Origin of the sequence: Nostoc sp. (assembly GCF_036917935.1) — a bacterium.
Lineage (GTDB): Bacteria > Cyanobacteriota > Cyanobacteriia > Cyanobacteriales > Nostocaceae > Nostoc.
In genome coordinates, this window is the sequence record NZ_JBALEL010000033.1 from 125,349 (window position 1) to 148,356 (window position 23,008).

General features: G+C 43.0%; 16 protein-coding genes and 1 tRNA gene. 8 read left to right on the top strand and 9 right to left on the bottom strand.

Annotated elements, in window-relative coordinates:
• The first annotated feature begins 53 nt into the window (after positions 1 to 53).
• Positions 54 to 473: a fasciclin domain-containing protein gene (locus V7K62_RS14300; RefSeq protein ID WP_334864970.1), complete on the top strand. Its 420-nt coding sequence runs from the start codon at positions 54 to 56 to the stop codon at positions 471 to 473.
• An 83-nt stretch (positions 474 to 556) separates the two neighbouring features.
• Here the strand turns inward: V7K62_RS14300 and V7K62_RS14305 are convergent, their stop codons facing one another.
• Positions 557 to 2,023: a glycoside hydrolase family 13 protein gene (locus tag V7K62_RS14305; RefSeq protein WP_334864971.1), complete on the bottom strand. Its 1,467-nt coding sequence runs from the start codon at positions 2,021 to 2,023 to the stop codon at positions 557 to 559.
• Between the two features lie 778 nt (positions 2,024 to 2,801).
• Between V7K62_RS14305 and V7K62_RS14310 the strand changes: the two genes are divergently transcribed.
• Both V7K62_RS14310 and V7K62_RS14315 read left to right on the top strand, forming a co-directional pair.
• Entirely contained in the window at positions 2,802 to 4,529 is a 1,728-nt protein-coding gene (locus tag V7K62_RS14310; RefSeq protein WP_334864972.1) for a S8 family peptidase, read from the top strand.
• 114 nt (positions 4,530 to 4,643) lie between these two features.
• Positions 4,644 to 4,943, top strand: a complete 300-nt coding sequence (locus V7K62_RS14315; protein ID WP_334865033.1) for a hypothetical protein — start codon at positions 4,644 to 4,646, stop codon at positions 4,941 to 4,943.
• Between the two features lie 43 nt (positions 4,944 to 4,986).
• Here the strand turns inward: V7K62_RS14315 and V7K62_RS14320 are convergent, their stop codons facing one another.
• Positions 4,987 to 5,358, bottom strand: coding sequence for a CU044_2847 family protein (locus V7K62_RS14320; protein WP_334864974.1), 372 nt, complete (start codon positions 5,356 to 5,358; stop codon positions 4,987 to 4,989).
• Between the two features lie 146 nt (positions 5,359 to 5,504).
• Between V7K62_RS14320 and V7K62_RS14325 the strand changes: the two genes are divergently transcribed.
• Positions 5,505 to 9,008, top strand: a complete 3,504-nt coding sequence (locus V7K62_RS14325; RefSeq protein WP_334864976.1) for an nSTAND1 domain-containing NTPase — start codon at positions 5,505 to 5,507, stop codon at positions 9,006 to 9,008.
• A 44-nt stretch (positions 9,009 to 9,052) separates the two neighbouring features.
• On the opposite strand, the gene V7K62_RS14330 is transcribed toward V7K62_RS14325, so the two are convergent.
• Entirely contained in the window at positions 9,053 to 10,195 is a 1,143-nt protein-coding gene (locus V7K62_RS14330) for a C1 family peptidase (protein WP_334864978.1), read from the bottom strand.
• 403 nt (positions 10,196 to 10,598) lie between these two features.
• On the opposite strand from V7K62_RS14330, the gene V7K62_RS14335 reads away from it, so the two are divergent.
• From V7K62_RS14335 to V7K62_RS14345, 3 genes are all read left to right on the top strand, one after another.
• Complete coding sequence (locus V7K62_RS14335) at positions 10,599 to 11,888, top strand: glucose-1-phosphate adenylyltransferase (protein WP_334864980.1); 1,290 nt, start codon at positions 10,599 to 10,601, stop codon at positions 11,886 to 11,888.
• 118 nt (positions 11,889 to 12,006) lie between these two features.
• Positions 12,007 to 12,516 carry an AAA family ATPase gene (locus V7K62_RS14340; protein WP_334864982.1) on the top strand — a complete coding sequence of 170 codons (510 nt, stop codon included), beginning with the start codon at positions 12,007 to 12,009 and terminating at the stop codon, positions 12,514 to 12,516.
• 120 nt (positions 12,517 to 12,636) lie between these two features.
• Positions 12,637 to 13,647, top strand: coding sequence for a J domain-containing protein (locus V7K62_RS14345; protein ID WP_334864984.1), 1,011 nt, complete (start codon positions 12,637 to 12,639; stop codon positions 13,645 to 13,647).
• 375 nt (positions 13,648 to 14,022) lie between these two features.
• Here V7K62_RS14345 and V7K62_RS14350 read toward each other — a convergent pair whose 3' ends face one another.
• Positions 14,023 to 14,559 carry a peroxiredoxin family protein gene (locus tag V7K62_RS14350; protein WP_334864986.1) on the bottom strand — a complete coding sequence of 179 codons (537 nt, stop codon included), beginning with the start codon at positions 14,557 to 14,559 and terminating at the stop codon, positions 14,023 to 14,025.
• A gap of 162 nt (positions 14,560 to 14,721) precedes the next feature.
• On the bottom strand, positions 14,722 to 15,333 hold the full coding sequence (locus V7K62_RS14355; RefSeq protein ID WP_334864988.1) for a peroxiredoxin: 612 nt from the start codon (positions 15,331 to 15,333) through the stop codon (positions 14,722 to 14,724).
• 131 nt (positions 15,334 to 15,464) lie between these two features.
• On the opposite strand from V7K62_RS14355, the gene V7K62_RS14360 reads away from it, so the two are divergent.
• Entirely contained in the window at positions 15,465 to 17,603 is a 2,139-nt protein-coding gene (locus V7K62_RS14360) for an amylo-alpha-1,6-glucosidase (protein WP_334864990.1), read from the top strand.
• Between the two features lie 77 nt (positions 17,604 to 17,680).
• Here the strand turns inward: V7K62_RS14360 and V7K62_RS14365 are convergent.
• The 4 genes from V7K62_RS14365 to gshA all read right to left on the bottom strand — a co-directional run bounded on the left by V7K62_RS14365 (position 17,681) and on the right by gshA (position 22,986).
• A tRNA-Met gene (locus tag V7K62_RS14365) sits at positions 17,681 to 17,754 on the bottom strand.
• Positions 17,755 to 17,921: 167 nt separating this feature from the next.
• Positions 17,922 to 20,216, bottom strand: a complete 2,295-nt coding sequence (locus tag V7K62_RS14370) for a peptidoglycan DD-metalloendopeptidase family protein (protein WP_334864992.1) — start codon at positions 20,214 to 20,216, stop codon at positions 17,922 to 17,924.
• 796 nt (positions 20,217 to 21,012) lie between these two features.
• The gene (locus V7K62_RS14375) at positions 21,013 to 21,474 is read right to left on the bottom strand and encodes a tRNA (cytidine(34)-2'-O)-methyltransferase (protein WP_334864994.1); all 462 of its coding nucleotides are present in this window, start codon (positions 21,472 to 21,474) and stop codon (positions 21,013 to 21,015) included.
• A gap of 372 nt (positions 21,475 to 21,846) precedes the next feature.
• Positions 21,847 to 22,986, bottom strand: a complete 1,140-nt coding sequence (gene gshA, locus V7K62_RS14380; RefSeq protein ID WP_334864996.1) for a glutamate--cysteine ligase — start codon at positions 22,984 to 22,986, stop codon at positions 21,847 to 21,849.
• Between the last annotated feature and the right edge of the window lie 22 nt (positions 22,987 to 23,008).

Genomic DNA, 23,008 nt, shown 5'->3' on the forward strand with positions numbered 1-23,008 from the left:
TAAGATATTTTAGTCACTTTATAAGTAACTTGTAGTATTAGATAACGCACCTCATGGCTGACCTTGTGGAAACTGCGATCGCAGCAGGTAATTTCAATACCCTAATAGAGGCTGCTAAAGCTGTAAATTTCATAGAAACTTTGAAAAGCCCTGGTTCTTTTACACTTTTTGCACCGACTGACGAAGCTTTTGCTAATCTCCCAGAGGGAACTTTAGATTTGTTATTACAAGATATTCCCAAGCTCAGGAAAATTGTGGCGTATCATATCGCTAGTGGGGATGTCAGGTCTGATGATTTGGTACAAATTAACGAGGCAGAGACGCTTGAGGGGTCAATTGTAGCCATTGAATCTGCCAACGGTAAATTTAAGGTGAATAACGCCAATGTCCTGAAAACAGATATTCTAACAGACAATGGCGTGATCCACGTTATTGATGCAGTGTTGATGCCTGCAATGGTGGCGGGAAGCTAATTTATGGGGCATGGGGCATGGGGCATTGGGCATTGGTTATTCTCCTAGTCTCCCTCATCTTCCCAGTCCCCAATCCCCAATCCCTACTCCCCTACTCCCAGAATGCACCCACTGCGTGCCGGAACAGTCAATGACAACTGCTGAGTTTCTCCTTTACCATTCCACTCAATTTCAGCATTACCATATAAAAGCTTGTTGGGTTGAGTATGCAAAGTGGCGACATATGCATTCGCTGTTGCCGAACTTGTACCAGCGTTGACAGCAATTATCAATTCTTCTGTGCCCAAAGTTCGCGCAAAGATATAAAGTTGTCCTTGAGCATGGAGAACTTGGTAATCACCTGTACGCAAGGCTGGGTAAGTTTGACGTAGGGCAATTAATTGACGGTGAGTATTAAAAATTTCTTGATTCCACTTGGCTTCTAAAGGAAAGCCACGGCGTGAGTCGGGATCTATGCCACCAGGTAAACCAACTTCATCACCGTAGTAGATGCTGGGGGCACCGGGAAAGGTGAGTAGTAGTAGAGTTGATAATTCTACACTGGCTATATCGCCGCCTGCAATCGTCATCAATCGGGCTGTATCGTGACTTGCGAGCAAATTGAGTTGAGTTAGCTGAATTTCCCAAGGGTAAAGTTGCAGTACTTCTTGGATTTTGGTGGCGTACTCGGTGGCAAACAAGGGTGGATAAGGTTGATAGTCGCGGCTTTGGACTTGTTCTAAGACTACGCGATCGCCAGCTGCAAAAGCAATTGTCGGCCCGGCAAATAGATAATTCATCACGCCGTCAAATTGCGTTCCATCTAGCCACTGGCGGGAATCTCCCCACACTTCACCCACAATGTAAGCATCGGGATTGACTGCCTTAACGCGATCGCGAAATTCCTGCCAAAAGCCAGGAGTTTTTATTTCAAATGGTACATCCAATCGCCAACCATCAATGCCGAATTTAATCCAATATTCGGCAATTTCCATAATATATTCTCGTACTTCTGGATTATCGTGGTTAAATTCTGGCAAGGCACGATTTCCAACCCAACCCGTGTAGTTAGCAGGGAATTCCCCATTATATGGGGCCAGAGGCCAGCCTTCTATTTTGAACCAATTTACCCAAGGTGAATGGGGGCCATTTTCTAAAACGTCGTGGAAAAAGAAAAAGCCTCGGCTGGAATGGTTAAACACTCCATCCAGAACAACTTTGATATTCCGTTGATGGGCTGCATCAAGCAATTCTTTAAAAGCTTTGTTGCCCCCTAACATCGGATCAACTTGATAATAATCGTGGGTATGATAGCGGTGATTGCTGGCGGATTGAAAAATGGGTGTGAAATAAATCGCGTTAATCCCCAAATTCTGGATGTAGTCTAAATCCTCCATGATGCCCCATAAATCGCCGCCTTTATAACCTTGTAGGGTTGGCATTGAGTCCCAATCTTCCCAACGGGCTTCCTGTAATAACCGTTTACGCGGCTGTTTGCTTCTGGCAAAGCGATCTGGGAAGATTTGGTAGAAAACAGCGTGCTTAACCCAGTCTGGTGTTTGAATTTGCATGAATAACTTTTTGTACCTTCAGAAGCGATCGTTGCAAATATTAGCTTCTTTATGGCTCTTACTTATGATAGAGAATCTGTCATTTGTCAGTATTCATTAGCTATTTAGCCTTTTTCATGCTGTTTTATACGCAAATGTTATCAGTCTTAACTATTTTGACTACAATTTGTTTTAGTTTTTAACAGATCAACAAGATAGACGCGCCACTGATTGCATTCTGACTACTAAATTCTGCTTCAATAAATTTATCTTTTTTATTTATTACTTAATTATTCTTAATTTTATTTTCTTCACTTTGTCCGTAATGATTTAAGCAGACAATGGATTAGTTTAATAGCTTCCTAAAAATTACCTGTTACCTCAGACTTGGGTAATTCTTAGACGCAACTGATCAAAGATGTCTCATGACCCACAGAAAATCACTATGAGGGATACGTATTTTAAGAATATGAGTTATGAATTAGCAATTGTATTAGGAATAACTCGCGCCTCCTAAGCTTATTTGATGTTATCTATTTTTTTATAAGTAGGTAGGCACAAATAAACCTAACTATGTAACGAAAAGTAAAATCGGTGAAAACCTTGCGATTGCTTCACTCCACTCCGTTGCGTTCGCAATGACATAGTTATAAATTTTCCCGCCCACCTACTTAGATAACAATAGTCGCATCAAATAATCAATCCGAAAAAACTACATAGTCTACGTTAATGCTAGAGCGACTTATCCTGCTAAAATCACTACTTCGTTGACAGCAAATAAATTTAATTTGAGGTAAAAATGAGACACGAAAAACTTTCTCCTGGACTACTTTTGGCATTTCAAGACTATCAAAATGAAGGAGATAAAGCTTTAGTTACACACAAAAAATCCCTTGGGATCATTGCCCACAAAAGTCCGGTCAAGCCTACTAAGAGTGTCGTTTTTATTTACTGCGACCCGGATGCAGACTTAAGTTACCTATCACAATATAATATTGAAGTCAATCAAAACTCTGGGAGTGTGCGGACGGCTTTCTTACCATTAGATAGTTTAGATGTCTTATCTGAAGAAGATGTGATCCAGCGGATTAAGCCATCACGCAAACTTCATTTGAGGATGGACACTGCAATGGGAACAGTCAAACTACCGGAGTTTAAGAATCAAACCGGATTGACTGGTAAAGGGGTAATCATCGGCATTATAGACAGTGGCATTGATCCGAAACACCCCGCCTTTGCTGGACGAATTTTACACATTTGGGATCAAACACTGCCAGGGCCAGGAGTCACAGAGGGCGGCTATGGGGCTGAATTTGCGGGAGCGCAACTGACAATTTCTCAGGATACTGGCGGTCATGGTACTCACGTTGCTGGAATTGCCGCCGGTGCCGATGTTAGCTATGGCGGTGTCGCACCAGAAGCGGAATTAGTTGTCGTCAGGTCAGATTTACAGGATGCCCACATTGCTGATGGTGTGCGTTACATTTTCCGAGTTGCTAGAGAGTTGGGACGCCCAGCAGTGGTAAATCTCAGCTTGGGTGGACACGCTGATGCCCATGATGGTAGCGACTCCTTATCAAAGGTGATTGATGCCGAAACTGGCCCTGGAAGAATTGTTTGCTGTGCTGCGGGTAACGAAGGAAACGATAACATTCATGGAGAAGCGACGATACCCAGTGGACGCACTCGTGGTATGCGCTTTAATGTTCCTTTGAATCAAGTAGGCATAGTTTGGTTAAACGCTTGGTATGCCAAAGACAGCGAATTGGAAGTGTCTGTGCGGAGTCCTAACGGTTTTGTCACCCCCTTCCAAAAAATAATTACTGACGGTAATGCTGCCCAAGATTACCAGTTACCGGATGCACGGGTGCAATTAGCGACACCAGGGCCAGACTTAGCCAACAGCGACCATAATTTCTTTGTGCAAATACGCGGTATCGGCCCCTCGCAAGTCATGGGAGGTGTTTGGCAGCTGCGAGTCCGCAACCCTTCTTCAACTGACACACGTTTAGATGTGTGGACACTAGATGACAGTTCATCAGTGTTTTTCACAGGTAAAAGTGTGAAAGATGCGTTAAAAATTGGTTCGCCAGGAGCCGCCAGCAGTGCAATTACAGTTGCCGCCTATACTACTAAAACCAAGTACACAGATATTGATGGCCAAGTGCGAGAAATGGGCTTAGAATTAGATACTATTTCGGAATTTAGTAGTGAAGGGCCTCTACGCAATGATGGACATAAGCCCGATGTAGCAGCACCAGGAGCAATGATTATTTCCACCCTTTCCGCCGATGCAAATTTTGACCGCTCATCGATGATTAATTCTAAGTTTGTGGTGCAGGCTGGTACGAGTATGGCGACACCGTTTGTTAGTGGATTAGTGGCACTGCTGTTGCAGCGAGATCCTCAACTTGATTCGGCTGCTGTAAAAGACTTGCTACGTAAAAATAGTGCAATTCCCGGAAAACCCGCAGGCACATTTGATGACAAATGGGGTTATGGAGTGATTAACGCTTTAAATCTGTAATTAGACTGAGAAAGGTGGATATTATTTCTGTACAAGGGTAGGCAACAACAACCTATAAATTTGATAAGTTAGGGTAGACAATTTTTGCCTACCCTCTTTACCAAGGAATTGCTGGTGAATTATCAGAAACTAGATGCCGCTCTTGCTACAGCGCTAAATGATCTTCAAGATTTAGAAGAATCTAGTTTAGCGGTTTTCATCCATACCGAACCAATTTTAGATTCAGCTGCAACTGCTGTTTTAGAAAGTTTAGGCGTTAGTGGTGTTAGCAGTGGTAAAGATATTTTCACGGCAACACTATCAGCCAATGCCATTTCCCAGTTATCTGAGCAATCTTGGGTGAAATATTTGAAGCGATCGCAGCAATTAGGTTTGGTTAATAGGAGAATAAATACAGGGAAGTTGGGCATTTAATAAACATTGCCTACCCTTACACTGCGCCGATAATTTTTTGCAGTTACTGTGAATCAGGTTTTGGTTTTTCTGGAAACTTACACTTCACCTCAATTTCCAGATTACTTTCAGCAGAGCCTTCGGTAATGTAAGGAATACCTGCTTTACCCCCTAGCTTAATCCCAAATTTAAGTCTTACCTCCTCAATCTCCGCAGTATTGAAGTCTTTAAAAGCACTAAGAGCATAGATAGTATAAGAGCGAATCATTTGGCGAGCTTGTTGCATCCGAGCGATCGCATCTGTTCGCACATCCTTGTATTCTATGCCATCGTCGTCCTCCTCAATTTCGTCAGTTATTTCGGTGGCTGTGACGTTAATCTCAATCTGCTCAATCTCCCCGTCTGCTTGGAAAAATAGTTGCTGTACTTCTGACATAAGCTACCTCGATTAAGTTTTGTAACCTATCTGAATAAATTTCAGCTTGCTTGCAGAAAAGTAACAGATGGTATTGTTTCTACTAACACAGCCATTGATTGTGTCTGTCAAGATTATCCCGCATTTACTAACATCAGGTGTATTAAATGGCACGATACGCGCTTGTTATTGGCATCGCCGAGTATCTCAGCCCATCATTATCGCGTTTGCCGAAGACTATCAATGATGCTGAGGCTATAGCGCAACTCCTAGAGCAATATGGTGATTTCCAGTCTGTGCAAAGACTACCGCAGCGCTGGAATAAAGATAAAAACGGCTATGAAATGGCAGCGTCAAAAGTTACTGGCGCTGAAATCGGTGAAAAACTCAGAACATTCCTGCTAGACCAAGCAGCTAATAATGAAGCGCTGATTTATTTTAGCGGACATGGTTTTACTATTTCCGACAACTTGGGACAACAAAAAGGATATTTGGCAAGTTCCGATTGTCAGATTGAACTTAAGGAAAACGAAAATGTTGAACAAAAATATGGCATTCCCCTGGATAGCCTTAACGACTTAATTCGAGCTTCGCAATTGAGTAATTTAGTGATGCTACTCGATTCCTGTAATAGCGGCTATTTCTTAGAAAGACAATTAATCCAAAAAACTCTTAACGCTTTCAGTTTGCAAAAGGATTATTACTTAATTACAGCTTGTCGTAGCTTTGAACGCGCCGCAGTAATTAAAAGTGAAGAATACAGCATTTTCACAGGTGCAGTTGTTAAGGGATTGATGGCAGAAAATGTAGGTCGTAGTAGGCGAATAAGTGGCGATCGCTTGTTTGATTTTGTCAGCAACGAACTGAAAGGTTCAGTCCAGGAGCCGATTCGCATGGGTTGGGGACGTTCGATTACTCTGGTGACTTATCCCCAATTAGATATTCCTACAGCAGAAAAAGTTGCTTTGAATCAGGAAAATCCATACCGGGGACTTTATGCATTTGAATCAGAACAAGCGCAATATTTTTGTGGACGAGATGAAGCAGTTCGCACACTAATTTCGCGTTTAGCAGAGAGTCGATTTTTGGCGGTAATTGGCTATTCAGGTAGTGGTAAATCTTCGTTAGTAAAAGCGGGTTTGTTACCACAACTGAAAGGCGATCGCCTCCCTGGAAGTAGTGAATGGGCGATCGCATCTTTTACACCAGGAGAACATCCTTTAGGTAAATTGGTTGATATTTTGACTCGACAACAACAGCAAAATCAGCCGCATCTATTATTTATCGATCAATTTGAAGAAATATTTACCCTTTGTCAAGACGATGAGGAACGCAAAACTTTTATCCGCTTAATAGCACAGGAAGTAAAAAAGGCTGAGGTAGAAACGCGGATAATTTTGACAATTCGGGGTGATTTCTTAAATCGTTGTGCTGACTATCGAGAAATTATTACTCTCATTAATAATATTCCTCCCACATCATTTATCATCACACCGATGTCTTTTGCTGAGTTAGAAGAAGCAATAGAAAAACCAGCAAAATTACATGGGGTAACATTTGAGCGTGGTTTAGTTTCACAAATCTCCGCCGATGTAGTCAACCGTCCTGGTGTATTACCCATACTCCAATATGCGCTTAAAGAATTGTGGCGAGTTTGCATTGAAGAACCTGAATCGCCAGAACCGCTTTTAACTCGTAAAGGTTATGAGGAAATTGGTGGAGTTAAAGGAGCTTTAGACAAACGAGCGACAATTTTGTATGAAAGTTTAACAACTATAGATCAAGCATTTGCGCGTTGCTTGTTTATAGAATTGGTGCAGTTAGGTGAAGCTGGAGAAGTGACGCGGCGGCGTGCTAGCTGGGAGAGATTAGAAGTAGTTGCAGATTCTCCACAACAATTGCAAAGGGTTGTAGGATTACTGGCAGGTTCTCAACAACGTTTAATTATCACCGATGAAAATACTGTAGAAGTTGCTCATGAAGCGCTTTTATCTGAGTGGAAATTATTAAATAGTTGGATTGCTGAAAATCTGGAGAATATTCGTCTGAGTCGTTCTTTAGAGGAAGATTGCCAAGAATGGCTACAAAGATTTAATAAATTAGATGAAGCACTATTGACGGGTGCAAATTTGGCTGTAATTTCTGAGTGGGTGAATAAGATTCAGCCAAGACTTACGCCATTAGAATCAGAATTTTTACATAAGAGTTTGGAGAGGCGAGATAGAGAAATTCAAGCTCAACTAGAACAAGCACAACGACTCCAACACCAAGCAGAAGCCAAAGCCAAAGCTGAATCACAAAGAACTAGATTTGCGATCGCTTCTGCAACACTTGTAGCTTTATCTCTGGGATTGGGACTACTGCTGCAACAACGGACAGTAGAGAAGAAACAAGGAGATGCGATCGCTTCTGGAGCATTAATTACAATACCTCAGCTACTTTTTCAAATGGATAATCAGCTTGAGGCAATGATGGCAAGTGTCCAAGCCCTCAAGGATTTACAGGGTTTGGGTGGAGACAATTATAAAGCACTCAATCAACTGAAAGAAGTAATTTATTCAGTGAAAGAGCATAATCGATTAGAAGGTCATAAAGATAGGGTTTGGGGTGTGAGTTTTAGTCCTGACGGTAAAATAGCCTCTTCTAGTTCCAACAACCAAATCAAGATTTGGGATAAGAATGGCAAATTCTTATACGATCTGGACGGACATACTGCTGGAGTTTGGAGTGTAAGATTTAGCCATAATGGTAAATTTCTGGCTTCTACAAGTCAAGATACAACGTTCAAGCTTTGGAATATAGACGCGAAAGAACATAAACCGATAAAAACTTTTACAGGTCATAATAATACTGTTTATGATGTTAGCTTTAGTCGAGATGATAAAATCATTGCTTCTGGCGATCGGGATGGAATCATAAAAGTTTGGCATACTGATATTCAAGAGAATCCACCTCAACCGATTAACACATTAAATGTCAAAGAATTACTTAAAAATGAGGGATATGATGTAAGTGGAAGACATCAAGTTAATAGTCTAGACATTGACCCTAATGACAGTTCAAAAATTGCTTACGTCGATGATGATGGTAGTGTCAGAATTTGGGATTGGCGAAAAAATACTCCCCCAGAAAACATTGGTACACATGGTCAAGAAGCTTTGTACATAGTTAGATATAGTTTAGAGAGAAAAAACTTACTGGCTTCTGCCGGTGAGCGTGGTAATATATATATTTGGAATACTAAAAATAAACAGAATAAACCGATAGCAACAATTAATAACGCTCACCCAGGTATAATATACGGCTTAGATTTTAGTCCTGATGGTAAAATGCTCGCTTCTGGCGGTATTGATGAAACTGTAAAAGTGTGGGATGTAGATAAAGTTATTAAGGGAGAAAGTTCTGAACGTTCTTTAATAACAACTCTAAAAGGACACACTCAGCAAGTTAATCGGCTAGAGTTTAGTCCTGATGGCAATATAATTGCTTCTTCCAGTAATGATGGAACTGTAAGACTCTGGAAGTGGCAAAGCAGTTCTAGAACAGATGTTACCCCCAAAGTGGAAAACTTGTTAAAGTACAGCTGTAAATTTTTAGAAGAATATTTACAAACCAATAAAAATATACCCGATTTGTTGAAGAACCAATCTGGTATATGTTCTTTTAAATAAAAGTGAACAACTTAACTATTTAGAATGCTGTTTTAGTTGTGAATTTAATCCTTTTTTTTGTTTATTTTGCCAATTCCTTGGTTGTCTTGTGATTGAGTATGTTCATTGGGATCTCTTTGATTATTTTGATCAGAACCTCCGTTTAGGAGAATACCATCCCTAGCCAGAGAACCAAACTGCCCCTCATCAATCCACTCATTCTTCAGTAATGACCACCAGTCAGTTGCTAACCCCTTTAACACATACTCATAGGGTAGCCAACCATAACCGTCCTTACCCCAATCCTCACCCCAGCAATTTCTAATTAGGAAAGCTCCTTGAGTTGGAAAATTTTCGTCAGAATCGTTAATTGACTTATAGTTGGGATGGTCAATTACCTTATTGTCGTCATAACCAACGGCAACAACTGCATGACCACCTAGCATCTTTTCGCCTATACTAGGATAAGGAATTTTCCCTGTTTTTACAACTTTCTTATTAAAAAGAGAACTATAGGTTGTAAACCCAAACATTGCAGGGAAGCCAGCATCTAAAAAAGCTTTAATTTTCAATAAAACTTGCTGTTTTGGAAGTTGAGGTAAGTCGAGCCTAAAATACTGAAGTGCTTGATAATTCTGGGCATAGGCATAGCAGAATGCAGGTGGTTCTTCGTCAAAACTCTCAATTTCATAAGGCCAATATTCCTCTGGAAGTATGCCGAAAAGTGCCATTGCTTTCATTGTGAAGCGCGTGGATACTCCAGTGTCTCCAGTTAATTGCATCAATTTTCGTGCAACTTTGTAGAGAAAGAGGCTGGAGGCATCTATATATTCGCCCATTACCTTCCTTTCAAAATATTCTACTAAGGCAACGCCAGCTATTGCTGTGCATGACTTGAGGTTTCCTTGCTCCTCAATTGGAGAACACCATTCTCGCAAATCGACATGAGAAGGTAAACGTATATTTATTAGATATTGCAAACTTGCCGAACTTTGGTCTGTTGGTTCTTTGAAAGGTAAGATCAGGCAAGTTTGCTTTTTCTCTTTTCTGCCGTTCTCTTGAACCTCTGTTTGTAACCTACGATGAAGTAAAATTGCTTTTTCAAGTCTGATTCTTTCTTTGTTCTTAGAGTCTTCGATTATCTTATCTGAGGAATAGTCTCTAAAATCTGGACGATCTGGCAACCAACCCATTCTAAAGTTTGGCATCTGTCTGTACCCTGTTTTAAATATCTTAAGAAGTTCGCTTAATAGCTAGCTTTTAGCTGACTGTAAGTTAATACACTCTAAAAATATTGTTTTACGGATTACACACATAACTTTTTTAGATTTATTTTTATAACGAGGTTTGTCACAGACTACTTACCTCTTTCCCTTGCAAGCTGCCTCTCATAGAGATAAAATTCTACGCGAGGGCGGTGTAGTCGAAACTTAACTATACTTTTCACGTAAATTAATACAAATGTTCTATTTATCTCCTTATCAGCCGCATTATCCATCACCAACCGCATTCTGTAAAATTCATCCCAAAGAATCGCACATCCCCCTTACCTGTGGTGGCAGACAGTCCTAAACTGAAGATGAGAGTTGAAAGGCAGTCGGGAGAAATTTTGTGAAAAAAGTATTATCAATCATTCTTGGTGGTGGCGCGGGTACTCGACTTTACCCCCTAACGAAACTACGCGCTAAACCAGCAGTACCAGTAGCGGGGAAGTACCGGCTAATCGATATCCCTGTCAGTAACTGCATAAATTCCGAAATATTCAAAATCTACGTCCTGACACAATTCAACTCAGCTTCCTTGAATCGCCATATCGCCCGTACTTACAACTTTACTGGCTTCAGCGAAGGATTTGTGGAAGTGCTAGCCGCACAACAAACACCAGAAAACCCCAATTGGTTCCAAGGTACAGCCGATGCTGTGCGTCAGTATCTGTGGTTGATGGAAGAATGGAATGTAGAAGAATATCTAATTCTCTCAGGCGATCACCTCTACCGCATGGATTATCGCCAGTTTATCCAGCGCCATAGGGAAACGGGTGCTGATATTACTCTCTCAGTCATCCCCATTGATGAGCGCCGCGCCTCAGATTTTGGCTTGATGAAAATTGACGATTCTGGTAGAGTCATCGATTTTAGCGAAAAACCCAAAGGTGAAGCGTTACACCAAATGCGCGTTGATACAAGCGTACTGGGATTATCAAAAGAACAAGCCGAATTACAGCCATACATCGCCTCAATGGGGATTTATGTCTTTAAAAAAGAGGTTTTGTTCAAGTTGTTAAAAGAGGGTATAGAAAGGACTGATTTCGGCAAAGAAATTATTCCTGATGCCTCTAAAGATTACAACGTTCAAGCTTACCTTTTTGATGACTACTGGGAAGATATTGGAACAATCGAAGCATTTTATCATGCCAACTTAGCCCTAACTCAGCAGCCTCAGCCACCTTTTAGTTTCTACGATGAAGAAGCACCAATTTATACCCGCGCTCGTTACTTACCTCCGAGTAAACTTTTAGAGTGCCAGATCACAGAATCAATTATTGGCGAAGGTTGTATTTTGAAGAATTGCCGCATTCAACATTCAGTATTGGGAGTGCGATCGCGAATTGAATCTGGTTGTGTGATCGAAGAGTCCCTACTCATGGGTGCAGATTTTTATCAAGCTTTTGTAGAACGCCAATGTAACGTAGAAAAAGGTGACATTCCTGTAGGTATTGGTACTGACTCGATTATTCGCGGTGCCATCATCGATAAAAACGCCAGTATCGGTCATGATGTCAAAATCATCAATAAAGATAACGTGCAAGAAGCTGACCGCGAAAGTCAAGGTTTCTACATCCGTAGTGGTATCGTCGTTGTGCTGAAAAATGCTGTAATTCCTGATGGAACTATCATTTAGTCATTAGTCATTAGTCATTAGTCATTAGTCATTAGTCATTAGTCATTAGTCATTAGTCATTAGTCATTGGTTAATAGTTACAAGTAACAAAGGACAAATGACAAAGGATAAATGACTAATGACTAAACTCATTTTGTTGATTGGTCTTCCAGGTAGCGGTAAGTCAACTTTGGCAAAACAATTACTGGCAGAATGCCCCCAAATGGCGCTAATTTCTACAGATGCCATCCGGGGGCAATTGTTTGGTTCCCAAGTTGTTCAGGGGCCGTGGCTGCTGATTTGGCGCGAAATAGAGCGGCAATTTCAGCAAGCTATTTCCACAACTAATACAGCTATTTTCGATGCCACCAATGCCCAGCGCCGCCATCGTCGTGAAGTCATTGCTTTAGCCCGTGACTTGGGCTTTACCCACATTAAAGGAATTTGGGTGGATACACCAGTTTGGCTCTGTTTGGCACGGAATAAAAGGCGATCGCGCCAGGTTCCAGAAGAAATTATTTTGCGGATGCACCGTCAACTCCGGGATGCTCCCCCAAGCCGGGAAGAAGGACTAGACAGCCTAAGCCGCTTATCAGAAAAATCGGAGTACGGGAATTGCGATTGCTTGGTGAGCGAGAACCACACTTGATTTTCTATATTTTTTGTTAATTTAATATCAGATTCTTTTTGTTTGGCACTATACCAGGCAAATTAAACATCTCTCATCTTAAAAAAAAACATAACGGGAATTTCTATAGGAGGCTGGTAGATGGCTGCAACCGACTTCAAGGACTATTACGCTATTTTGGGAGTCAGCAAGACTGCCAGTCCAGAGGAAATTAAACAAGCCTTTCGTAAACTAGCCCGCAAATATCACCCTGATGTCAACCCAAACAACAAACAGGCAGAGGCACGCTTCAAAGAAGTTAGCGAAGCCTATGAAGTTGTATCAGACCCAGATAAACGCAAAAAGTACGACCAATTCGGTCAATATTGGAAACAAGCTGGTGAAGGTTTCCCATCTGGTGGTGTTGGCCCCGATATGGGTAACTTTGACTTCAGTCAATACGGCAATTTTGATGAGTTCATTAATGAGTTGCTAGGACGCTTTGGTGGCCCTACCCCTCGTGGTGGGCGACAAAATCAGTCACGAAGTTACTCTTACCGCACTTCTCCAGGTACGTCAACTAATTTTAGCAGCAGCTTTAACGATTTTGGGTTTCAAGATGGAGGTGCGGGTGGTACCCAGGATAGTGAAGCTGCGATCGCTCTAACTTTTGCTGAAGCATTTAATGGTGTGCAAAAACGCTTCAGTTTAGGTAATGAAACAATAGATGTCAGCATCCCATCTGGGGCTAAAACTGGTACTCGCCTACGGGTGCGGGGCAAAGGTCAAATCAACCCCATGACTCAACAACGGGGGGATTTATACTTAAAAGTAGAACTTCAGCCGCACTCGTTCTTCCAAATGGAAGGCGATAACTTGGTGTGCGAAGTGCCGATCACACCAGATGAAGCTGCCCTGGGAGCGTCTATTGATGTACCTACTCCCGATGGTTCCGTTAATGTCAAACTACCAGCAGGAGTACGTTCTGGTCAATCTCTGCGTTTACGTGGCAAAGGTTGGCCTCTAGCTAAAGGTGGACGCGGCGATCAGTTGGTGAAGGTGGCGATCGTGCCACCAAAAGACCTAAGTCAACAAGAGCGGGAATATTATGAAAAAATCCGGGCTATACGTACTTATAATCCCCGTAGTCATTTGAATCAGGTCAGGCTTTGACAAGCAAAAAGAGAATCCCCATAATTAAAATCTCGTCATTACCCACATTTTTGTAACAGTCAAAGTATTATCCTGAACCACATCCTGCCCATAACTTAACTTAAGTTCTGCGGCTTTGAGCTACTGTTCAATAAAATGGACTTGAATTGTTGTTTAATCCTCTTATAGCGTTTCCTAATCATACAAGATACATCATAGTCCTCTCCTCGCCTACTGTTGGAGGGTTGGGGGTGGGGTTCTTGTACCTTACAAGGGCCGAGAACCGCTATAAGATAACTTCAACTATTAGCCTTGGAATTCTTCCCAAGGCGGGATAGCAATGAAGCCAAAGATTAAAAAGATGTGGGTAACGACGAATAATAAGAATTAGGGGAGTCAATTGAATTGTTCTAATAATGTCTCAACACTAGCATTGTGATCCAGAAAAGAAAATAAATGCCAGTAGCGGAGTTTTCCTTCTTTATCTAATACAAACTGTGCTGGTAAAGGCGCTCCCAGTGCTTGTCCTACTTGATATGTCCGAAACAGTCGACAACTAGGATCACTCAATAATGGCATTTTTAAGCCTAAATCTCTTACAACTATTTGACTCTGCCGTTCATCGGTGCTAGTAATCATTAAAACTTCTATACCGCGATTTTTGAATTGTTCGTACTTTTCATTCAAAGCTTTGATGTGAGGAAAACAAAAAGGACAATATTGCTTTTCGGTAAAGATGCGAGTAAAGGCGAGTAACACTGGTTGCTTGCTTTTATAATCAGACAACTTTACTAAAGTTCCGTTGGTAATATCTGGCAATTGAAACTCTGGTGTTCCCACTCCTAATCTGAGTTTATTGCTAGCTGGAACTGGTAAAAAATTGCGGAAGAATCGCTCATTTAATAAGCCACTAAAATCAGTTGAAGTCAGCATATTTTTAACCTTGATGATTTAAATACAATTTTATAAAAAAACCACAGATCTATACGGAGGATGACATTGTTGAATGCGTATCTCTGTTTATTTATCTGTGGTTTTCATTGATTTTGCTTTCAACTCCAAAAGGCTGGATTAGAGTTTCCTAGCTAGCGAAATTTAGACAGCAGAGAAGTAGACTTTAGACTTCACTGGGTCAGGATTCATTGTCTTGTCACCAGGTTGCCAACCAGCTGGGCAAACTTCGTCGGGGTGAGACTGAACATGCTGAATTGCTTGTAATGTCCGCAGGGTTTCATCAACGCTGCGACCGAAAGCTAGATTGTTAATAGTGGCGTGCTGTATGATACCATCTTTATCGATGATGAACAGACCACGCAAGGCAATGCCTGCTGCTGGGTCAAGAACGTTGTAAGCGGCGCTAATCTCTTTCTTGATGTCGGAGACTAGAGGATAATTTAGGTCGCCAACGCCACCAGACTTACGATCTGTTTGAATCCAAGCGAGGTGAGAGAATTCACTATCAACGGAAGCCCCAAGGATTTCCGTATTAATTTTATTGAATTCTTCGTGGCGATCGCTAAATGCTGTGATTTCAGTCGGACAAACAAAGGTAAAGTCTAGTGGGTAGAAAAACAGGACGACATACTTACCGCGATAATCGGAAAGTTTGATTGTCTTAAATTCTTGATCTACCACAGCCGTTGCGGCGAAATCGGGAGCTTGTTGACCAACGCGGAGGCTTCCTTCGGTTCCGTAAGTAAGGGACATTAACCTAATTCTCCTTTATCGGTTTAGTAGCGTTGGAATTCGGGTCAAGTAAAACTCACCCATCCACGCTCTCACAGTTTAGTTACGATCTGTTACGACTATATCATACTCATAACGATTTTGAGTAGCAAATGGCTGATTTAGATACAAGAGAATGGTTGCTTACTAATGGCTTGGGAAGTTTTGCTAGCGGTACCGTTTCTGGTGTCCGCACGCGCACTTATCATGGTTGGCTGTTTGCCGCGACAAACCCACCTTCTGGGCGGACTCTGCTGTTTTCGCACCTAGAAGCTAGCTTGGAAGTATTAGGGAACGTCGTGGCGCTGGGGACAAATTCTTGGGGTAACGGTCAGATTGAGCGGACAGGCTACGAACTGCTACGCCATTTTGATATTAACCCAGTTCCCAAATGGATTTGGGGTCAAGATAACTGGCAGTTAACTAGACAGTTGGTGATGCCAATTGGGTTGGTGGGGACTGGGGATTGGGCACAAAAGGGGATAAGCAATGCCTCATGCCTAATCCCCAATGCCCCTGCCCAATTTTGCCATCGGATTTTAATCCAGTATCGCTACGAGGGAAGTCATACCGCGATTTTACGGTTGCGACTGTTGATAGCAGAACGTGACTTTCACCACCAGCAGATTGCTAGTGAAGAATTAAAGTTCTCACAATTGCTAGGGCAACAGCAAATCTGTCTACAAGCAATCAATTCTGGGCATTTCGGTATACCTTGGCACTTGCGCTGGACACAAGGAAATTATCAACCAGATGCAGTTTGGTATTGGGATTATGGATTGTCTGAGGAGACGAAACGGGGATTAGGCGACAAGGAAGACCTGTACAGTCCTGGTTACTTGATAGTCACACTCCAACCAGGCGATGCAGTGACTCTAGAAGCACGAGTAGGTTTTCCCGACTCGGTGTCAGGTGTTCTCACCCCCGAAACCTTTGCAGAAGTAGTGGAGGCAGAGCAAGAAAGGCTCTCACAGATTTTTGGATGGAGTAAAGGAGGGACTGGGGGCTGGGGACTGGGGACTGGGGAAGTGTTTTCCAATACCCAATACCCAATCCCCATTACCCCTTATCCCCAGAGGGGGCCCCACCTGACCCAATCCCCACTCAGCCAACAATTACTCAAAGCAAGCGATCAGTTTATCGTCTATCGAGCCTCAATTGCAGGACCCACGGTCATTGCTGGCTATCACTGGTTTAATGACTGGGGACGCGACACATTAATCGCCTTACCGGGGTTGGCACTAGTTCCACAGCGCTTTGACCTAGCAAAAGGAGTATTGCGAACTTTTGGGCATTATTGTCGCCACGGTTTGATTCCGAATGCATTTCCTGAGGTCAATGGCGAACCAATTTATAACAGTATTGATGCGGCTTTGTGGTGGATTGAAACTTTAGGACTTTATTTAGAAGCTACCCAAGACTGGGAATTTTTGGCAGAGCAATTTCCCCTAGTACAGCAAATCTACAAAGCATTTGTCGGTGGTACGCATTTCAATATCCAGGTCGATGCTACTGATGGGCTAGTTAGTTGGGATGCTCGTGGTGTAGCCCTGACTTGGATGGATGTGGTAATTGGGTCACTCCCCGTTACTCCCCGTCATGGGAAGCCAGTGGAAATCAATGCGCTGTGGTATTCTGCTTTATGTTGGCTGACTCAGTGGGCGGAGCGCTTGAGCCAGCTGGAGTATGGGGAGCCAGTACGTCTCAGCAAACAAGCACAGCGTTATGCTCAACAAGCACAACTCGTAAAAACCTCGCTGCAAAAGTTCTGGAATCCTCAGCTAGGTTATCTGTACGATACTATTGAGCCGGACGATCGCCGGAATTTTCAAATTCGTCCCAATGCCGTTTTAGCACTGTCGCTGCACCATTGCGCTTTTTCTGAACAGCAAGGGTGTCAGATATTAGATTTGGCAACTACGAGCTTGCTCACCCCTTATGGTCTTCGCAGTCTCGATCCAGGAGATCCCGAATACAAAGGTAAATATGAAGGCAACCAAGAGCAACGCGATCGCGCTTATCACCAAGGCACTGTTTGGGCTTGGCTAATTGGGCCATATATTCGGGCTTGGCAACGTTTTTATCCACAACAATCGCTGCCTTTTGATTGGCAACCCCTGCTAGATCACTTCCGGTTTGACGCTTGTCTTGGTTCTATTTCTGAGATTTTTGATGGCGATTCACCTCACACACCCAGAGGTGCGATCGCTCAAGCTTGGTCTGTTGCCGAAGTCATCCGCCACATTCAATAGTGCTGAGTGCTGAGTTTTCAGTCCTGAGTATTAGAGATGGCTATATCTCAGCCACTCACTACCTATAACTTTAAAAATGGCTCAGGTCGGAGTTGAACCAACGACCCCAGGCTTATGAGTCCCGTGCTCTAACCAACTGAGCTACTGAGCCAGATTTATTCAAGTCATTAACCAGTATAGCATACAAATTTGCTCAAGACTAGCCCCTTTTGCAATTTTGTTAGATACTTCTATCCCTGTTGAGGTCATAGAAAGCAAAAGAGGGAGGTTAACTCCCTCAACTAACAAAGCAATGATTTAGTTACAGACAACTAAGAATTACAGGCGTTGCGGTAGGAAGGCTATTGGGTTAACAGCACCCTTGCCTGATGGATGAATTTCAAAGTGGCTGTGTGGGCCAGTACTGTGACCAGTAGTACCCATTAAAGCAATTGTTTCTCCTTGATGTACCTGCTGACCCGGTTGCACCAGAATCTTGCTGTTATGAGCATAGCGAGTGCTGCTGCCATCAGGATGGTGGATTTCGACCAAGTTGCCGTAGCCACCATTGTTCCAGCCAGCTTTTTCTATCGTACCGTCAGCTGAGGCGACAACTGGGGTGCCTGTGGAATTAGCAATATCAATTCCCTTGTGCGGTCTTCCCCAGCGCATACCAAAGCCAGAAGTGAGAGTACCCTTCGTCGGCCAGATATAAGCCAAGGTTGAAGTAGATGGAGGAGGTGTAAGTTCGTCAATGGGTCTGGGTAGATATTGATCCACTGCTGCTAAAGGCGGCATTATCTGTGGAGAAACTGTGGTTCCCCGCATCTTTCCTAAAGAGTCAGAGGCATTTACTCTTCCAGAAGGCATTGTAACCCTTGTGGCCGATTGAGTGCCAGAGGGAGTCCACTGACTAGGAGAACCTAGATTAGGCAAGAACTCTGGGTTTACTGGTTCGGTAGGGCGTACAGTAGTACGGAATTGGGACTTAATTGGCTGAACGCTATAGTTAGCCCGAATGGGTGTAGGTACTGGAATTGGTATTGCTACACTATTCGTTCTAGATACAGAGTTAGGTGCGGTGAAATTATTGGGCGTAGAAATAGGAGTGAGCATCGCAGCATTATTAGCTTCGATCGCTGCTGGTGGCACAACTAAGTTACCAGACTGTTGAGCGCGATATTTCTGCTGTAACCTCTGAATTTCCGCTTGTAAGCCCCGCAAGCGGTCATTATTGTTATTATTTACCCTTGCTACCCTATTTGTTGGTGTTTTAGGCTGTTGCATTTCAGCAAAAGCTTGTGGCACTGCAATGTCACCACCGACGCCATAAGACTTAGCAGTGGGGGGGGCTGTTTCTAAGTCGGTTGCACTATTTGCCTGAATCTGCACAGTTACCGGTGTAGGGGCGGCAACGCTACTTTTGTCGGCAATAGTTGGTGATTGTGAACTAGGTAGATATGAGTTGGCACTACCAATATTGATCAGGGAGGTGGCAACATGAGCAGTTTTGCTAGACTCTACAAAAGTGGGCTTACTCGCTACAGTTGCCTCAACTTGAACAGCAGGAATAATCAGTTTTTGACTAATTTGCAGTTCATTTGGATTATTGAGGTTATTTGCCTTAACTAGTTCTGATACTGAAGTCTTGTATCTGCTGGCGATCGCTGCTAGTGTATCTCCAGGTTTAACTTGGTAGGCTGTATGGGTCGAGGAGGCAATAACTATTGGCCTTACCGGTACAGATGCACTCGTCTGTGTTTTCTGTTTTAACCTCGATATCAGGTTTGCTTTGCTTGCATCGCTAGAAGTGTCCTTCTGGGGTGCTAATGCAGTCTTTTCAACCACAGTTGTCGGTTGCGCCAATTCTATATCAGCTTGTGATAAATTTTTGGTGTCCTCAGACCGCAACTGTGCCAGACTCTTTCTTAAACGGTTCGATTTTTCTTGTAAGCGATTTAGTGCGAACTCTTGTTGCGCCTTAAGTTGTGCATTTATTTCACTATTGGCTGCGCCAGATGTTGCCACTGTTTGTGGCTGGGCAGTTAGTGATGCGTTTGTACTACCAACACCATCAGCACTATAGTCAGACAGATTATTGACTGTTGGAAAACTAGTTTCGGCTAAGGTATTGTTCAATCCCTGTGCCACTTGGGGCTTCAGGTTAGTGGAGTTTTTATAACCTACTGTTGCTTGAGAAAATGCATTTGATGCAGGAACTTGCAAAGACATTCCACTTGCCGCGACTTGCCATTTAGCTTCAAGCCCAGGCACTTGTGAGACTGCCGTTGGTTCCACGATCACAGGATTTTCCGGCACGCTCGCTGATGAGACTGCTTGGGACTCTAGCTTTGTGGAGGCAAATTTCACCTCAGTGTCAGGAACAGCAGGAATCGAGGAAGAAGCCTTTTGGCTGCCTACTGGCACCGCTGCTTGGGCTTGATCGCTTTGTCGAGTCACCAAAAGGCTGGTTGCTCCCATAGAGATTGCCAAGCCAATCATCGCGGCTTTTGTCCGCACCCGGCGGTTAACTTTTGGATTCATTACAACATTTAGCACTTCTACCGGGGCATCATCGCTGCTGGGGTTATTGTTCAACACAGCTTTTACTCTCTTTTTTAATGCTCGTTTCAAAGACGACCTCCTATGATCACTAGCGCTTAACTGACCTCGATTTTTCAGTTGGATACTAGTCAATGATTTAGATCACAACGAACGATAGATCAAGATCACATTCACCAGAGATGCTTACGCAAGATTAACCTGCTTCTCTGATTTAAACAAGTTCACATCTGTTAGCAAAACTTAAAGTTTGCTGTGTTTACTTGTCCGAACCACTCCTAACACCACTTAGGACGTTTTACTTCTTTACCATTGTCCGCGCTTGTCTTGCGTCAATCGCGGGGACTGGACAAACTAAATATTTGCCAAGTCCATAGTCGCTGCTGAGAATTAAATTACGGCGACTTCTGGAAAAGTTATGCCCCCTGCTGTAGATATCTTCAAGATATTTCTACCCCATCAGTCTTCTCAAGACGAGACTTTACGTTGATTATTCCCTAAAAAACAACCGTATTAACTATCGGCTACTTTTGGGCTACTTTCTGTCCTTGATTGAGCCAAAATAGCTCAAATGTAATACATGACTGGGTTCTAGCGATTTAGTTCCCAATTTAGGATGTTTGAAATTCATCAAAATCTATCATTCAAATTTGGCAATATCCCAAGTTTTATATACAAATTTCTTATAATAACCTTCCTATACTTGTAAGTATCTTCCACTACATTTTACGAATAAACCTGACTTTTAGTATATTGTTTTACATATTATTGCTGTACCCAAGAAAAATTTTGTCGTCAAAAATAAATCGTATAATAGGTTTCGGGACAAACTCTAAGTAAATACACTTATAATCATGAAGGTAAGCAACTATTGTAAATAGCCTAACTGACGACGGGTTTCAAATAAGCCAATTGCCACACTGACTGACAGATTCAAGCTGCGAACTCCCGGTTGGCTCATGGGAATATAGAGGGTAGCATCGCAATCTGCCAGAATTGCTGGTGGTAAGCCCGTGGTTTCACTACCAAACAGCAGCCAATCATCAGGTTTAAACTGAAAGCTTACATAATTACAATTTCCACCAACCGTATAACCCAACCATCTGCCACCACGCTCCTGATGTGCGGTTTTAAAGGCTTCGAGCGATTCGTGATAGTGTAGTTTGACATAAGGCCAGTAATCCAAGCCGGCTCTTTTGAGATAGCGATCGCTAATTTCAAACCCCAAAGGCCCCACCAAATGCAACTCTGTACCTGTAGCTGCACAAGTACGGGCAATATTACCTGTATTAGGAGGGATTTGCGGGTTAACTAAAACTACCTGAGGCATTATCCGTACAATTTACGTATTGTATAAAACAATTTATTGTCAATGTTAAATCTACCAAAAGGTAGAGGCTATTCATAGGTTTTGTTAATAATAATCAAGCATCCTCTATCGATTAGATTTTTAAAACGAAGTACAAACCCTCCCAGAGCAATGCCTGAGAGGATATTCGGCTAAAATCGGTAAATATTAATTTTTGTGTAGAAAAACTAAGTGTTTGTGTCTTTTAGGGATGGTAGTGCCCGGAAGAAAATCTACCACTTGTATGAAAACGTGAGTGGGGAGTAGAGGAGATGAGGAGGAGATGAGGATAAGTTGCAGTAAGTCTTTCCCATCTGCCCAATGCCCAATGCCCAATCCCCTTTACCTTTTGAGTTAACCCAGCAGAAACGAACACAATTTGTCTTCGAGTTCGATTTCGCGCTCTTGGGTGGCGATAATAGCCTGAGTGATGACGCGCTGGCTGTCAAAACCGACTGCGTGTAATTGCAACCACTGTTGAGCTTCATTGCCTTCGCGGAGGATTTTGTGTAAAGGGGAAAGGAAACAGCTAAAGCCTCGTTGCTTGGCGATCGCCCAAACATCTTGGTAAATTTGAGCAATCCAATCTCTCGCTACAATGCTTCTGCCATCTTGCCAATGCCTCAAATGAGCATCAAGACTACCAGCAGCCGCCGCCGCTTCGTTGTCAGCAGTCAAGGTTACGAGTTCTTTAGCAGAAAAGGTACTTTGGGTTAACGGATCGATGCTAGGATTTTCGATTACTTGCAATAAACGCGCTTCTAATAAGGCAGTAATCGCCAGCAAGGCAATGGGATCTGTGACTAAATCACAAATTCGCAATTCTAGGCGATTGAGGTCGTAGGGACGGCGATCGCCATTTGGTCGGACTGATGCCCACAAATGCCGCACGTTTTGCATGGTTCCGGCAACGAGTTGATCTTCCACCCACTGAATATGATCGGCGTGGCTGGCAAATAACGGCACATGGCTAGGCGTTTGTGGGAAGACGCCCCAACGAGTGGAGTGATAGCCAGTAGTTTTGCCATCGAGGAAGGGAGATGAGGCGCTGAGGGCGAGAAATAGGGGTGCTTCCATACGGATGACTCGACACGCCCGCATTAATACTTCTGGGTCGCTGATGCCGATATTAATGTGTACGCTAGCGGTGACTACTTTTGTGCCGTAGGTGTTCTCAATGTAGTCATGATAGGGGTTTGCTGGATCGGAACGTAAAAAGCGATCGCTCCCACCCAAAGATAAAGTACTCCCCGGTATCAGGGTGTAATCGCCCAAGCGATTAAGATAGTTTCGCAACTCTCGCCGGGGACGCACCAACGCACACAATAAATTCTCGTAATTTTGAGATGGTTCGGTTATATATTCGACGTTGCGGCTATCTGGCTCCCGCATAAATCCAGGCAAAGCGGCAACAATTTTGTCGGAGAGACCGACGATTTCACCTTGAGGCGTGCCAGTGTACATCTCAATCTCAAAGCCTTTTAATAAGACCACCTTGTTCTCCTTCGCCTCTCTC